The sequence below is a fragment of the Nocardiopsis coralli genome, assembly GCF_014892575.1.
GTDB classification, from domain to species: Bacteria; Actinomycetota; Actinomycetes; order Streptosporangiales; family Streptosporangiaceae; genus Nocardiopsis; species Nocardiopsis coralli.
The window spans coordinates 37,434-51,949 of record NZ_JADBGI010000006.1 but is presented as its reverse complement, the minus strand read 5'-3'; the positions used below and the strand labels follow the sequence as shown (position 1 = coordinate 51,949).

The following is a 14,516-nucleotide window of genomic DNA, read 5'->3' as shown; positions in this document are numbered from 1 at the left end:
GAAGTAGCCTGAGGACATGATTTCTGGAAACACACCTCCTGTCGGAGGACAGCCCCCGGTTTCCACTTCTGGAAACACACGCACCGGCCGGCCGCGCCGAACCCTCGACCTGCCCGACGACCTGGCGGATGAACACCGCGCCTTCGGCGAGAAGCTGGCCGCCTCCACCGATTTGGGGACGGCCACCCGCGACAAGTACCGGCGCAACGCCGCCCACTTCCTGGCCTGGCTCGCCCAGGCGCGCGAGGCCGGCGCCCTGGACGGCGACCCGCTGTGCGATGCGGCCGCGCGGGACTGGGCGGTGCGCGACTACCGCCGCACGTTGAAGAACACCCGCACCGCCCGGGGAACCCACCTGTCGGCGGCCACCATCAACAACCGCCTCGCCGCCATCGACGCCTTCTTCGCCCTGCGCGGCTCGGGACGGCCCGACGTGGTCCGCGAGCACCTGGCCCGCCCCAGCGCTCCACGCGCGCTCGAGGCCCGCGCCAAGCTGAGGTTCCTGCGCACCGTGGCCCGCGACGCCTCCGCCCGGGACCGGGTGATCTGCCACCTGGCCTACTACACGGGGTTGCGCATCGCCGAGATCGTCGCCCTGGACGCGGCCGACATCCGCCTGTCCGCGCGCCGGGGCAGCGTGCGGGTGCGCGGCAAGGGACGGTTGGGCGGCAAGGACCGCACCGTCCCGCTGCACGCCGAGGCCCGCGCCTCCCTCGAACTCCTCCTGGACGAGCTCGGCCGCCCTGCTGCCGGTCCGCTGGTGCGCAACCGCGACGGCCAGGCGCTGTCGACGCGGGCGGCGAACGCGGTGGTGTGCGAGTTGGGGTCAGCGGCCGGAATCGGACCGGGCGACGACGGGGAGGCGTTCGGCCCACACGTGCTACGGCACACCTTCGGCACCGACCTGGTGCGCGGCTGCGGCGACCTGGCGAAGGAGCCGGTGGACCTGGTGACCGTGGCCGAGTTGATGGGGCACGCCGACATCAACACCACCCGCCGCTACGCTCTGCCCACCGAGGCCGACAAGGCCGCCGCCCTGGAGGTGCTCACCGTCGACCGGTGAGGCCCGCAGCGCCGCACGATGCCTCATGCGTGCCCTAGGACAGCAGGAAGGCGCCGACGACCACCAGGGTGGCGGCGCTGATGGCCACGACGAGGACCAGCGCGATCGTGCCGGTGCGCTCTTCTTCGGGGGTGGGGTCCTGGTCGCTCGGGGTGCAGCAGCCGCTCATCGGGGTCCCTTCGTGGTGGTGTGGTCGGTGAGGCGGCCGATCCCGGGCAGGAAACGGCCGGTGCGCGCGGCGTAACCGGAGTAGGCGGCGCCGTGGATGCGCCGCAGGTAGGGTTCCTCGATCGCCCTGACCTGCATTTGAACGCCGATGAGGACGGCGGCTGCGCCGAGTACGGCGATGGGGTTGGGGACCGTCAGGGCCAGGCCCAGCGACATCGCGGTGTAGGCGGTGTAGATGGGGTTGCGGGCGATGCGGAACGGGCCGCCGGTCACCAGGTGCGGGCGTTCGGTCTCATCGGGTGTGGTTCGCCAGGCCTGGCCCATGGCGAGCTGGGTGGCGAAGGTCCCCGCCACGCCCAGGGCGGCCAGGGCCGCGCCGGCGGTGCGCAGGGCGGGCTGGTCGAGGCCGGGCAGCGGCGTGAGGCCGGCCAGTTCGGCGATGGGTGCGGCGACGCCGGTGGCCAGGCTGCCCAGTGCGAGCGGGAGTCGGGCGGCCCAGGCCAGCGGGCTGGCCGGGCGTCGGATCCCGGTGTCGGTGCCGTGGCGTCGTTGGAGTTGCGTCTTGGTCGCGGTCAGGACGATGAAGACGCCGTAGAGCACCAGTGCGGTGATGGCCATCGTGCTCACCTGCCCTTTTGGGTGCGGGTGGCGACGCCGAGGAGGTAGTCGCTACCGATGCGGGTGCGCCAGTTCTCGCCGATGTGCAGGCCGTGGCGGGGCAGCTCGGCGAGGAACTCGCCCGCGCTGAACCGGTCGGCGGTGGGGTGGTCGAACAGGGCCTTGTAGGTGGGGCGGGCCAGGGCGGTGGCGGTGACCTCGTCGAAGAAGAACCGGCCACCCGGTGTGAGAACGCGGGCGACCTCGGCCAGGGCCTCTCTCCAGTTCGGGATGTGGTGGATGATCGCGAAGTCGAACACCGCGTCGTAGGAGGCGTCCTTTCCGCCGTCGATGGGGCCGAAGGCGGCGGCCAGGTCGGTGGCCGAGCCGCGCGCGAGGTAGACGCGCTCGCCGTGGCGCTGAAGGCGGCGCCGTGCTTTGGCCAGCATTTTGGGGTCCAGGTCCACGGCGTCCACGGACGCGGCGCCGAAGGTGTCCAGGATGAGTTTGGTGCCGTATCCGGGTCCGCATCCCAGCTCGGCGGTGTGGGCGCCTGGCGTGCGCCCGCCCAGTTCGACCAGCACTGCGGCCTCGTAGTGCTGCAACCAGCGCCGGGGCGGTGAGTCGATCAGCGCCGACTCCACGCGGTTCATGAGCATGCCCACACCTTTCAACATCGCCAACATGGGATATGATCGCTATATGACGATGAATGGCACGGATGAGTGCGTAGCCACAACTACGGGCTTGGGCGCTGCCGAGGCGCTCTTCCACAGCCTCTCCGACGGCACCCGGCTGGCCATCGTGCGCCGCCTGGCCCAAGGTGAGGCGCGGGTGTCCGACCTGGTGGAACAGTTGGGACTGGCCCAGTCCACGATCTCCAAGCACGTGGCATGCCTGCGCGACTGCAACCTGGTCGACGGGCGTCCCGAGGGACGGCAGGTGTTCTACTCCCTGACCCGCCCCGAGCTGCTGGACCTGCTGGCCTCGGCCGAGATCCTGCTGGCCGCGACCGGCAGCGCGGTCGCACTGTGCCCCAACTACGGAACCGACAGCACGACGATGACGGAGGTGCGCGGTGAGTGACGCGTGCGGATGCGGTGGCGACGAGCCCCGCGCAGGGGAAGCAGCCGAAGAGCACGAACCGGAGGCGTTGTGGCAGGTGAGCGAGATCCGCTTCGCCGCCGTCGCCGCGGCGCTGCTGCTGGCCGGGTACGGCGCGGGCTGGGTCGGCGCCGGCGACCTGGTGGGGTTGGTTCTCAAGGCCGCCGCGCTGGCGGTCGCGGGGTGGACGTTCGTCCCCTCCACCGTGCGCCGCCTGGCTAAGGGCAGGATCGGCGTGGGCACGCTGATGACCATCGCCGCCGTTGGCGCCGTGCTGTTGGGTGAGGTGGGCGAGGCCGCGATGCTGGCGGTGCTCTACACCATCGCCGAAGGGCTGGAGGAGTACTCCGTGGCCCGCACCCGCCGCGGCCTACGCGCCCTGCTGGACCTGGTCCCCGACCAGGCCAGAGTGCTGCGCGACGGAACCGAGCGCACCGTCGACCCGGCCGAGCTGGTCGTGGGCGACACGCTGGTGGTGCGCCCCGGGGAGCGCCTGGCCACCGACGGCCGTATCGCCTCCGGGCACACCAGCCTGGACACCTCGGCCATCACCGGCGAGTCCGTCCCCGTCGAGGCCGGACCCGGGAACGAGGTGTTCGCCGGCTCCATCAACGGCACCGGCGTCCTGGAGGTGACCGTCACCTCCACCGCGGCCGACAACTCCCTGGCCCGCATCGTCTCCATCGTGGAGGCCGAGCAGTCCCGCAAGGGCGCCGGACAGCGCCTGGCCGACAAGATCGCCAAACCGCTGGTGCCCGGGGTGATGATCGCCGCCGCCCTCATCGCCGCCCTCGGGGCGCTCTTCGGTGACCCGCTGATGTGGATCGAACGCGCCCTGGTCGTGCTGGTGGCCGCCTCCCCCTGCGCGCTGGCCATCTCCGTCCCGGTCACCGTGGTCGCCGCGATCGGCGCCGCCTCCAAGCACGGCACCCTGGTCAAGGGCGGCGCCGCCCTCGAAGCCATGGGCCGGGTCAAGACCGTCGCGTTGGACAAGACCGGCACCCTGACCCGCAACCGCCCGGCCGTCATCGAAACCGCCCCGGCGCCCGGCCACACCGCAGAGCAGGTACTGGCGGTGGCCGCCGCGCTGGAGGAGCGCAGCGAACACCCCCTCGCCCGCGCCATCCTGGCCGCCGCCCCCGCACCCCAGCGGGCCGAGCACGTGGAGGCGGTCACCGGAGCCGGGCTCACCGGAACCCTGAACGGCCGCAGTGTCCGGTTGGGCCGACCGGGCTGGATCGAGGCCGACCCACTGGCCGGGGACGTGAAGCGGATGCAGCACGCCGGGGCCACCGCCGTCCTGGTCGAGGACGACGGCGCGCTGCTGGGCGCCATCGCGGTGCGCGACGAGCTGCGCCCCGAGGCGGGCGAGGTCGTGGCCTCCCTGCGCGGTGCGGGCTACCGGGTGGTGATGCTCACCGGCGACAACCACGCCACCGCCACCACCCTGGCCGCCCAGGCGGGCATCGATCCGGGTGACGTGCACGCCGAGCTGCGCCCCGAGGACAAGTCCCGCATCGTCGGCCAGCTACGCGAACACGGCCCGGTGGCGATGGTCGGCGACGGCGTCAACGACGCACCCGCCCTGGCCACCGCCGACCTCGGGATCGCCATGGGCGCCATGGGCACCGACGTGGCCATCGAGACCGCCGACGTCGCTTTGATGGGCGAGGACCTGCGCCACCTGCCCCAGGTCCTGGGCCACGCCCGCCGCTCTCGGGTCATCATGTGGCAGAGCGTGGGACTGTCGCTGGCCATCATCATCGGCCTGATGCCCCTGGCCCTGTTCGGCATCCTGGGCCTGGCCGCGGTCGTGCTGGTGCACGAGGTGGCCGAGGTCGTGGTCATCGGCAACGGCATCCGCGCCGGACGCACCCGCCGCCTGGGACTGGCTCCCGGTGGTCCCGCCACCGCCGCACCACGCGAGCGTGCGGGGGCGACGGCGTGAGGCCGACGACACCGACTGCGGCCGGCACGCTCCCCCGTTGGGGCGTGCTGGCCGCCGCCCTCACACTCACAGCCGCCGACCTGGCCCTGAAGGCCCTAGCCGAAGACCGGCTGACCGGCGGGCCCGGACCACAACTCCTGGGGCTGCTGGAGTTGCGCCTGACCTACAACCCCGGCGTCGCTTTCAGCCTGGGCGCGAGCATGCCCACATGGGTCATCGTGGCCCTCACCGGGCTCATCACCGCCGCCGTGGCCGCCTACGCCTGGCGCACCGCCCCTACCACCCCGCTCGCGGGCCGCGTCGGTCTGGCCGGGATGTTGGGCGGTGCGCTGGCCAACCTCATCGATCGCGGCCTGGACGGTGTGGTCACCGACTACCTGCACAGCGGCTGGTGGCCCACCTTCAACCTCGCCGACGCCTTCATCGTCGCAGGGGCGGTACTGCTCGTGCTCACGTCCGCCCGCCAGGGCGCACCGGCACCGCCCGGTAAGGACTCCGACCCGTGGACCTGATCATCATCGCCCAGGCGGCCGGCCTGTTCGCCCTCACCAACATCGACGACATCGTGGTGCTCGCGCTGTTCTTCGCCCAAGGCGCCGGGCACCGCGGGGCCACCGCCAAGATCGTGGCCGGGCAGTACCTGGGCTTCATCGCGATCTTGGCCGCCGCGCTGGCCGCCACCTTCGGCGCGAGTTTCCTGCCCGAGGAGGTGCGCGCCTACTTCGGGCTGCTGCCGCTGCTGCTGGGCCTGCGCGCGGCCTGGAACCTGTGGCGCGGCGATGACGACGATGAGGCCCCCGACAGCGACAACGGCCCGGCCCTGCTCACCGTCGCCACCGTCACCTTCGCCAACGGCGGCGACAACATCGGCGTTTACGTCCCCGTCTTCGTCACCGTCGGCTACGCCAGTCTGGCCGTCTACGCGACGGTCTTTCTGATCCTGGTCGGTGTGCTGTGCGCGGCCGGCAAGTTCCTGGCCACCCGCGCTCCCATCGCCCGCGCGCTCAGCCGCTGGGGTCACATCCTGCTGCCTCTGGTCCTCATTGTCCTGGGTGTGGTCATCCTCATCGAGGGCGGCGCCTTCGGACTGTAGGCACACCCACCGGTTCCCGCACCCGGTCCGGACACCGTCTCGGTCTCATCCACCCAGGGCCAGGCGGTTGCCCATGTTCAGACGGATGTCGCCATAGGGGTTCATGTTCGAGGAGAACAGCGGGGTGAGCCCGCGCCGGTCCTCGGCCGTCAGCGTGTTCTCCCACTCGGGTTCGGCCAGCACCTGCTGGAGCATCAGCGTGTTCACATACACCAGGCACGCCTGGAGGATGTGCAGGGCGAGCATGGTCAACTCCTGCTCCTCGCGGCGGTTGGAGGACAGCTCCCCCGTCTTGCCGTAGAGGATCTCGCCGTGGATGCCGTGGGAGTTCTCCACCACGTTCAGCCCCGACCCCACCTCGTACTGCAAATCGCGATCGCGCAGGTAGCGCGCCGCAAACGCGGTCTTCTCGGCCCGGCCCACCTCCAGCATCGCCGCGTAGGTGGGGTGGGAGGCGGCCCGGGTGAAGCGGCGCAGGATCGCCTCGGTGGAGGCGGTGCCCAGCCGGATCGCGGTGGCGTACTTGATCATCTGGTCGTACTGCTGGGCGATCAGGTCCCAGCGGATCGGCCGGGTCATCGCAGGCCGCAACAGCGGGTAGGTTTCCAGGTCGCCGCGGTCGGGCTGGTAGAGCTTGACCCGGTTGATCTGCTTGATGCGCGGCAACAGCTTGAACCCCAGCAACCGCGTGATACCGAACCCGATCTCGGACTGGCCGTGGGAGTCGACGTAGTTGGCCTCCACGTTCATCGAGGTGCCGTGCCGCATCGCCCCCTCCACCATGGCGTGCACCTCCGAGGCCGAACACGACAGCAACTGGGAGTGCACGGCCATCGACCGCTCCTCGATGTGCCAGTAGATGAGCACACCCCGGCCCCCGTACCGCGAGTGCCACTCGGTGAACAGGTTCTGGTCGAACGCCTTCACATGCGTGGAGTCCGACCCCACCGCGGTCGACCCCTGCCCCCAGAGCGCTTCGGAGCGGATGGCGAAGGTCGCGTTGGCGATCGCGCGGGCGGCGCCCCGGGCCCCCTCGATGGTGAAGTAGCGGCGCCGGATGTAGCGCAGGTCGTCCTCGGAGTAGGCGTGCTCGCCCGCAGCCGCCCGACGCAGCCCGGTGTTGGTGCCATAGGCGTAGATCACCAGGATCAGCCGCTCCCACAGCTCCTCGGTGGTGATGGCCTCGCGGGTGCCGACCCCGGTGAAGGCCTCCAGCATCCCGGTGCGCAGCGCGGTCTCCTTGAGCATGTCCAGCAAAGGGACCACACCCCACTTGGCGCGCACCGCCTTCTTCAACCTGCGCAGGTTGCGCGGCTCAGCACGCGCCTCCAACGGCGTCAGGCTGATCGCCCCCGCCTTGCGCTCGGCGACCTCCACCCACCCCAGGCGGGGCAGCGCGTCGTTGAGGTGGGCCAGCTCGGTCACCATGTCGCCGCGCAGGCGCGCGATGAACTCATCCGGATCCAGGGGCTGGTTCAACTTCCGGTAGTTCTCCACGCGCTTGTCCGCGAAGTCGGCGGGCAGGTCCTCATCCGGATTGCGCCACCGGTCCGCGCCCACCACCCAGATCTCCTTGCAGCGCAACTGCTCGCGCAGGCTCTGGAACACCCCGCACTCATAGACGGTGCGCAGCACCCGCACCCGGCCGCGCTGGTCGGTGCGGTGCAGCAGCTCGCGCAGCTCGAAGGGGATCACCCCGTCGACGGGGACGTGCTCACCGGCGTCGTAGTAGGGGCGGTTGTTGGCCACCTCCCGGTAGCGGCAGATCAGCTCCAGGGCCTTGACCAGCGGGCGGTGCACGTCGTTGGAGGAGTGGAACTCCAGCACGTCCAGCAGTTGGAGCAGCCCCACGCGGTAGTGGTTGGAGTAGGAGGACTTGAACACCCGCTGCTTGTGCTGGCGGTAGCTGGTGCCCTTGGACCGGAACTCGGCCAGCAGGTCCTTCAGCGTCTGCTCACCGCCGGCGGCCGGGTAGACCACCTCGCGCACCAGCGACTCCGGCGAGCCCACGGACGCCTCGGCGATCCGGAAGAGGATGTCCTCCTTGCCCGAGACCCGCTTGAGGTCGCGAACGAACTCGGCGGTCACGACCTTCTCCGCGCGGGCGTTGATCTTGTGCACGGTCGAGATCACCAGATCGACCAGGGTGTCGGTGATCTCCCGCTCACGTGAGAACAGCAGCGCTCCCAGCAGGCACACCTTGATCTGGTGCGGGTGGCCGCGCAGGTGCGAGGGAGCCTCGGCCGCGGCCCGGTCCCGCCACGCGGCCACCATCGTGGCCGGGAGGCGCGCGAAGGCCCGGTGCGGCACCCCGACAGCGCGCACCGCTTCCAGCTTCGTCTTCTCCGCGATCAGCGTCTTGAGGCTGACATTGCCCGGGGCGTCCTTGATCCGCGCATACACCTCGGGGCCCTCCCCTGCCGCCGGCGCCTCGTCGGGGTCGTCGCTGGCCTGACCGATCAGCGTGAGCATCCGCTCCACGACCTCGGCGGGCACCTCGCCCACCGCGCGGGCCATCATCTGATCCTCGGCCTGGCTCAGCGCCGAGCGCACGATCCGCTCGATGCGGGTCTTCTCCGGCGGCTCGATCAGCTCCTCTTTGCAGTGCTCCAGCAGGCGCTGGCGTACCCGGTCGGGGTTGCGCTCCTGGTCGCACACGTTCTCGGCCAACCACAGCGTGACCTTCTCGGCGTCGGGAACCGAGCACTCGCCGAAGCCGGTGAACTCGCGGATCTCGGTGCGGTTCCGCTTGGCCGAACGCCCCTGCCAGTCGTAGAAGGCGATCTCGGAAGGCTCGACCTTGACCTGCCTGGCCACGTGGACGACGGCGTTGTCGGGCACCTCACCGCGGCCGCGCGGGAACCGGCCGCGCCAGAGCAGGAAACGCAGGGTCAGCGCGAACCCGAGCCGGGTCGCCCCGGACTTGTTCCGCAGCAGCCTCAACTCGTCGGCGGTGAGGGTGAAGGCGTCGAGGAGTTCGTCCAGGTCCAGATCACGCGCCACCCGACCGTCCCCTGCCCGCTCGTGTCCCTGGCCGAGCGGTACGCCCGGCTATCCACGATCTTCCGGGGCGCTGGGGCTGGTTGTCCGGAGAACCCGTAAGTTACTCGCGGGTTACTTGGCACCTGGTGACACGCTCCTTACCGACACCCCAATTCGCACCCGGCGACGTGATCCTGCCCGGCAGCTGCCTGCGCGCGGTCCCCATGGATCGGCCCGGGACGGTGGAGGGGCGCTTCGCCGGTTTGGGGAGCGTCGCCTTCGAGGTGGTTTGATCCCAGGGGAGGTACAGATTTGAGCTTTTCCGGAAAGAACGTACTCGTCACCGGTGCGGCCGGCGGTGTCGGCACCGTCGTCGTGGAACGGTTCCGTGCCCAGGGCGCACGGGTGGTCGTGGCGGACCGGGACGTGAGCGGCATCGAGGCCGAGGCCCACCTGCCCGGCGACCTGTTGGACCAGGCCTACACCGACGGGCTCGCAACGGCCGCGCGCGACGCGTTGGGCGGGCTCGACATCCTCGTCAACAACGCCGGCGTCATCACACGAGGGCCCGTCACCGACGCCTCGGACGCCGACTGGTCCCTGTCCATGGGGGTGAACGTCGAGGCCCCCTTCCGCCTGTGCCGGGCCGCGATCCCCCTGATGGCGGCGGACGGCGGGGGTGCGGTCGTCAACGTCTCCTCCTGCTGGGGCGGCAAGGCCCCGGGACCGAACCACGCCCTCTACACCATGACCAAGGCGGCGCTGGCCTCCCTCACCCAGTGCATGGGGATGGACCACGCGCCGCAGGGCGTGCGTGTCAACGCGGTGTGCCCCAACGAGGTGAACACACCGATGCTGCGCAGCGGTTTCGCCCAACGCGGTTTCGACCCCGACACGGCCGTGGCGGAGCTGGGGGCGACCGTGCCCCTCGGACGGATCGCCGAACCGGGCGACATTGCCGACGTGGTGCTGTTCCTCGCCTCGGACTCGGCCCGCTACATGTGCGGTGCGCTGGTGGAGGTCAACGGCGGGAAGGCGGTCGCATGAGCCGGTTCGAGCGCAAGGTCGCGCTGGTGACGGGGGGACGGTCGGGCATCGGCCGGGCCGTTGCCCGGAGGCTGCGGGACGAGGGCGCGACGGTCCTCACCGCGCAGCGCGGCCCCGACGACGAGTTCGACGCCGTGCCCGCGGACTTCACCGACCCCGAGAGCCCGGACCGCATCGTGGCCGAGGTGATCGAGCGCGCCGGGCAACTGGACGTGCTCGTCAACAACGCGGGCATGATGCAGGAGGCGACGGTCGAGGAGATGTCGGCGCAGGACTGGCAGCGGAGCCTCGCGGTGAACCTGACCGCCCCGTTCCTGCTGATCCGGGCCGCGCTTCCGCACCTGCGCCGGACCCGGGGCAACATCGTCAACGTCGGATCGATCGAGGGGCTGGGTTCCAACCCCCGCCACGCGGCCTACTGCGCGAGCAAGGCCGGGCTGCACGGGTTGACCCGCGCGGTGGCGGTCGACCACGGGCACGAGGGGATCCGGTGCAACGCCGTGGCCCCGGGTTGGATCGACACCGACCTCAACCTGGAGTTCGTCGAGGGCATGCCGGATCCGGACGCCTTCCGGCGGGGTATCGGGAGGATCCACCCGGTGGACCGTTCGGGGAAGCCGGAGGAGGTCGCCGCGTTCGCGGCCTTCCTGGCGTCCGAGGAGGCCTCCTTCGTCACGGGTGAGGTCTACCCGGTCGACGGCGGCCGGATGTCGAAGCTGAGCCTGCCGTGAGGTGAGGGGCCACCGGGCTGACGACGTGGCGGGTGTCGTCAGCCCGGGAGGCGGGTGTACGCGCCCACGACGTCGGTGATCTTGAGGATGCTGCCCGCCGCGCGCGTCTCCGCCTGGAGCCGGCGGGCGAGGCTGTCGATGCCGACCTCCTCCTCGGTGGCGACGCCGTACTGCAGCATCAACGGCATCAGGCCCCGGAGCGTGTGCGCCGCGTACAGGTGCGCGTCGGTGTCGTCGCCGTCGGCGATCGCCGCCTGCAACGTGCTCCGCGGGCGCGGGAGCCCGGCCTCGGTGAAGGCGTGGTGGAGCTTGAACCCCATGTTCTTCTCCACGCCCGCGTGTTCGACCGTCTCGCACATCCAGGTCCAGAGCTGTTCCCAGAGCGGAGTGGACGGGAAGGCCATCATCGACTCCGGGCGCCAGTTGACCTCCATGAGCGCCAGCGTCCCGCCCGGGGCCAGGTGCCGGGCGACGCGGCGCAACCCGTCCGCCGGGTCCGCGAGGTACATGAGCACGAAGCGGCCGATCACCGCGTCGAAGCGCTCGCCCGGGTCGACCGTGCGCAGGTCGCCGACGGTGAAGTCGACGTGGTCCAGGCCCGCCGCCTCGGCGCGGGCGCGGGCGGTACGCAGGACCTCCGGGTCGGTGTCCACCCCGAGAACCCGGCCGGTGGGGCCGACCATCTCCGCGGCCAGGAACGCCACGTCGCCGGCGCCGGAACCCAGGTCCAGGACGCGCATGCCCGGGGCGATCCCGGCGTCCTCGAACAGGCGGCGGGTGAGGGGCTCACGGAACGCGGCCTGGTCGATGAGGCGCTGCGTCTCCGCGCTGTTCCGCGCCATGACGTAGACCGGGTCCCCGTCCACGGTCGTGTCGGGGGTGCGTGTGTCCTCGCTCATGGGTGGTCCCTCCGCTGGGGCCGGTGGTGGCCCGGTCCCGACACGGTCTCGCACGCGCCGGGACCGGTTCCTTCCTCCTGGGACCAGCATCGGGGGCCGTTCTTTCGCCGGTCTTTCATCGGTGCCCGGGGGCGGAGAGCGCCGGTACCCCCTCAGCCCTCCGGGGACGGTTCCTGCGACCGGGCGCTGCGCAGGCGGTGCACCCGGAGCGCGACCGTCGCGAGGCCGAACGCCGCCGCGACCACCATCCACACCGTGAACGACGGCGGCCAGAACGTCCCCGCGGCGATGGCGGCCACGGTCCGGGGCGAGGCGCCGACGACGGCCACGCCTGCGACCGCGGCCGCCGCGAAACCGCAGGCGAGCAGGGTCGGGAGGAGGCGGGGCGCGAGCCGGAGGGCGAGCCGCCAGGTGGGCCGGTCGGAGTGCCGCTCGGCCCAGACGCCGGCCAGGCGCAGCCTGCGCACACCCAGCGCGATGCTCAGGAGCGTCAGGCCCGCCAGGACCGCGTCGATGATCCGGTGGTAGGGGATCGGGCTCTCCGGGGACCGGCCCTCGAAGAGGTCGCCCAGCCCCACGGCGAGGGGTTGGGCGGTGTCGTACGAGGTGGTGAGGGTGTTGCTCAGCACGGCCACGCCCAGTCCGTCGTCGGTGACGGTCTGGTACGAGAGGTGGCCGAACAGGGCGCCGCCGTGCGCCACCCGGCCCTCGCCCGGCACGTGGCGCCAGCCGAACCCGTAACGCCCTGCCGGGTCGGAGGGGGTGAGCGCCTCGGTGAGTGTGTCCACGCCGACGAACGGCTCGCCGGTGACGGACCGTCCGCCGTTGGTGTGGGGTACCAGCCACCGGGCCATGTCCTCGGCGGTCGACACGGCGTTGCCCGAGCCGGCCACGAAGTCGGGCGGCTCCTCGCGGGGCACCGGGAACCCGTACAGGTCGACGTGGCCCGGTGCCGTACCGTCGACCCCGGCGAAGGCGTCGGCGGTGTCCACGGAGGTGCTGTCCTCCATGCCCAGGGGCCGGAAGACCTCGCGGTCGAGGTAGGAACCGAAGGGCTCCCCGCTCACCGTCTCGACGAGCCGTGCCAGCAGCCAGTAGTTGCCGTTCTGGTACTCGTGCTGTGTTCCGGGGTCGGCGCCGAGCTCCATGCCCGCGATGACGTCCGCGGCCTGCTCGGTCGTGGTGATCTCCTGGCGGTCGGGGCTCAACAGGCCGTGCGAGGTGATCCCCGAGGTCTGGTCGAGGAGCTGCCGCGGGGTGATCTCCTCGGCGCGCGGGTCGGCCGGGTCGAACCCGTCCAGGTACTCCCCGACCGGGGTGTCGAGCTCGATGTCGCCGTCCTCGGCCAGCCGCAGCACCGCCATGGCCGTGACCGACTTGGACACCGAGGCGAGCGGCATCGGGGTGTGCGCGGTGACCTCGGCCCCGGTGGAGCCGTGTCCGTACCCTTTCGCGTGGAGGATCTCCCCGTGGCGGACCACGGCGACCGACACCCCCGCGAGCCCGTGCCGGTCGATGTGGCCCTCGACGAAACGGTCGACCTCCAGGCTGCCGGGCCGGTCGTCGGAACCGCCCTCGGCAGCCGCAGCGGCCGCCGCGGCCGGCGCCGTGAGCAGGACCGCGACCACGGCACCGGCCACCAGTGCGGTGCCTCTGCGTGAACCCCGTTGTGCCATGGCCGTGAAGCTACACGCGGTCGCCGGGCCGCGAACGGCGGTGCACAGAGCGCCCCGCAACCCGGCCTCGGGGGGATCCCTGACGGCGGGGCCCGGCCGTGACCAGCACGTGTGTGCCACCCGCATGCGTGGAACCCGGAAGGGGGCACGGGCCCTGCGGCCGGACCACGACCCGTTTTTCAGGGACGGAGCCAGGGAGATCTCCAGGTCGACCCCGGCCCCTCATCGGCCCCGGGCGGCCCCGGGCGGTCCCGGGCGGTCCCGCCCGGACGCAGGACCGCCGGTGCTCATCCCGCGGCGGCAGCCAGCGCCGAGGCCTCGCCGTCGTCGAGCTCGATGCCGAAGACGTCCCGCAGCACCGCGGACACGTCGCGCGGGTCCAGGTCGCGGGTGGTCGTCGTCCCGTCGGGGTACTGCGCCGTCAGCCGTGTCCCGGTGAGGGTGTGGCGCACGGTGTCCTCGCTGCGCTGCACGACCAGGCGCCGACGGAAGGGCGAGCGCGGGTGCGTCGACAGGTAGTGGCTGAAGATCGTGTAGTCGGAGCGGAGGAAGGGTGTGTCCGTGAACCCGTGCACGTCGTTCCACTGTGCCCCGGCGGCGGTGTCCAGACCCCAGGCCACACCGCCCTCGTGGCGCAGCCGGAACAGCCACCGCCCCTGTCGGACCTCGGCCCCGTCGCGCAGCGGGATCGGCTCCAGCGGTCCGCCGCCCCCGAAACCGACGTCGGCGACCATCCGGCCCTCGTCGCCGAGGTCGACGGTCAACAGCATGTGGGTCGCGGGACGCACGCCTCCGCCGACCCGGACCCGCGCCGCGTGGCCGCGCACGCGGAAACCGAGGCGCTCCAGGGCGGCCGCCAGCAGCAGGTTCTGTTCGTAGCAGTAACCGCCGCGCCTGCGGTCGACCAGCTTGGCCTGCAGGTCCTCGACCTCCAGGGAGATCGGCCGGTCCAGCATGAGGTCGGCGTTCTCGAAGGCGATGGCGCCGGTGTGGGCCCGGTGCACGGCGGCCAGGGTTGCGGCGTCGGGGCGGAGCGGACCGTCGTATCCGATGCGTGCGAGGTAGGCGTCGAGGTCGAGCGCCTCGCCGCGCCAGCCGTTGGCGGGATCCTGTGCGCGTTCGTGGGCCGAGGCGACGGTGGTGTCATGCATCCGCGCGTCGGCCGGGGTGGGTGTGCTGATGACCGTCCTCCTGACAAACGGGACCGG

The 14,516-nt window shown here is 71.7% G+C and carries 13 protein-coding genes and 1 pseudogene; 7 read left to right on the top strand and 7 right to left on the bottom strand.

Annotated features, from left to right (window positions below; translation table 11 throughout):
- Positions 1-16 precede the first annotated feature (16 nt).
- The gene (locus tag IDM40_RS08160) at positions 17-1,063 is read left to right on the top strand and encodes a tyrosine-type recombinase/integrase (protein ID WP_061083622.1); all 1,047 of its coding nucleotides are present in this window, start codon (positions 17-19) and stop codon (positions 1,061-1,063) included.
- 34 nt (positions 1,064-1,097) lie between these two features.
- Here the strand turns inward: IDM40_RS08160 and IDM40_RS28600 are convergent, their stop codons facing one another.
- From IDM40_RS28600 to IDM40_RS08150, 3 genes are read right to left on the bottom strand one after another with little or no spacing between them, the layout of a single operon-like run.
- On the bottom strand, positions 1,098-1,232 hold the full coding sequence (locus tag IDM40_RS28600; protein ID WP_017611624.1) for a hypothetical protein: 135 nt from the start codon (positions 1,230-1,232) through the stop codon (positions 1,098-1,100).
- The gene (locus tag IDM40_RS08155; protein WP_017611623.1) at positions 1,229-1,849 is read right to left on the bottom strand and encodes a methyltransferase family protein; all 621 of its coding nucleotides are present in this window, start codon (positions 1,847-1,849) and stop codon (positions 1,229-1,231) included. The genes IDM40_RS28600 and IDM40_RS08155 overlap by 4 nt, the downstream gene beginning before the upstream one ends.
- A gap of 5 nt (positions 1,850-1,854) precedes the next feature.
- A complete protein-coding gene (locus IDM40_RS08150; protein ID WP_017611622.1) occupies positions 1,855-2,487 on the bottom strand; it encodes a class I SAM-dependent methyltransferase in 633 nt (210 codons plus the stop codon).
- A 43-nt stretch (positions 2,488-2,530) separates the two neighbouring features.
- Between IDM40_RS08150 and IDM40_RS08145 the strand changes: the two genes are divergently transcribed.
- Genes IDM40_RS08145 through IDM40_RS08130 form a run of 4 tightly spaced genes read left to right on the top strand, consistent with a single transcriptional unit; the run spans position 2,531 to position 5,973 of the window.
- A complete protein-coding gene (locus tag IDM40_RS08145) occupies positions 2,531-2,914 on the top strand; it encodes an ArsR/SmtB family transcription factor (RefSeq protein WP_193121322.1) in 384 nt (127 codons plus the stop codon).
- Complete coding sequence (locus IDM40_RS08140; protein ID WP_168444094.1) at positions 2,907-4,880, top strand: heavy metal translocating P-type ATPase; 1,974 nt, start codon at positions 2,907-2,909, stop codon at positions 4,878-4,880. The genes IDM40_RS08145 and IDM40_RS08140 overlap by 8 nt, the downstream gene beginning before the upstream one ends.
- Positions 4,877-5,392 carry a signal peptidase II gene (locus IDM40_RS08135; protein WP_026118040.1) on the top strand — a complete coding sequence of 172 codons (516 nt, stop codon included), beginning with the start codon at positions 4,877-4,879 and terminating at the stop codon, positions 5,390-5,392. The genes IDM40_RS08140 and IDM40_RS08135 overlap by 4 nt, the downstream gene beginning before the upstream one ends.
- Positions 5,383-5,973, top strand: a complete 591-nt coding sequence (locus IDM40_RS08130) for a cadmium resistance transporter (RefSeq protein ID WP_017611618.1) — start codon at positions 5,383-5,385, stop codon at positions 5,971-5,973. Before IDM40_RS08135 ends, IDM40_RS08130 begins: the two co-directional genes overlap by 10 nt.
- Before the next feature lie 45 nt (positions 5,974-6,018).
- Here IDM40_RS08130 and IDM40_RS08125 read toward each other — a convergent pair.
- Positions 6,019-8,985, bottom strand: a pseudogene (locus IDM40_RS08125) (Tn3 family transposase); the annotation flags it as partial.
- Between the two features lie 282 nt (positions 8,986-9,267).
- Between IDM40_RS08125 and IDM40_RS08120 the strand changes: the two are divergent.
- Positions 9,268-10,002: an SDR family NAD(P)-dependent oxidoreductase gene (locus IDM40_RS08120; protein ID WP_193121321.1), complete on the top strand. Its 735-nt coding sequence runs from the start codon at positions 9,268-9,270 to the stop codon at positions 10,000-10,002.
- Positions 9,999-10,733, top strand: coding sequence for an SDR family NAD(P)-dependent oxidoreductase (locus IDM40_RS08115; RefSeq protein WP_193121320.1), 735 nt, complete (start codon positions 9,999-10,001; stop codon positions 10,731-10,733). The genes IDM40_RS08120 and IDM40_RS08115 overlap by 4 nt, the downstream gene beginning before the upstream one ends.
- Before the next feature lie 38 nt (positions 10,734-10,771).
- Here IDM40_RS08115 and IDM40_RS08110 read toward each other — a convergent pair whose 3' ends face one another.
- From IDM40_RS08110 to IDM40_RS08100, 3 genes are all read right to left on the bottom strand, one after another.
- On the bottom strand, positions 10,772-11,632 hold the full coding sequence (locus tag IDM40_RS08110; protein ID WP_193121319.1) for a class I SAM-dependent methyltransferase: 861 nt from the start codon (positions 11,630-11,632) through the stop codon (positions 10,772-10,774).
- Between the two features lie 152 nt (positions 11,633-11,784).
- Positions 11,785-13,308 (bottom strand): serine hydrolase domain-containing protein, encoded by a 1,524-nt coding sequence (locus IDM40_RS08105; protein ID WP_193121318.1) that lies wholly within the window; start codon positions 13,306-13,308, stop codon positions 11,785-11,787.
- Between the two features lie 287 nt (positions 13,309-13,595).
- Complete coding sequence (locus IDM40_RS08100; RefSeq protein WP_193121317.1) at positions 13,596-14,459, bottom strand: arylamine N-acetyltransferase family protein; 864 nt, start codon at positions 14,457-14,459, stop codon at positions 13,596-13,598.
- Between the last annotated feature and the right edge of the window lie 57 nt (positions 14,460-14,516).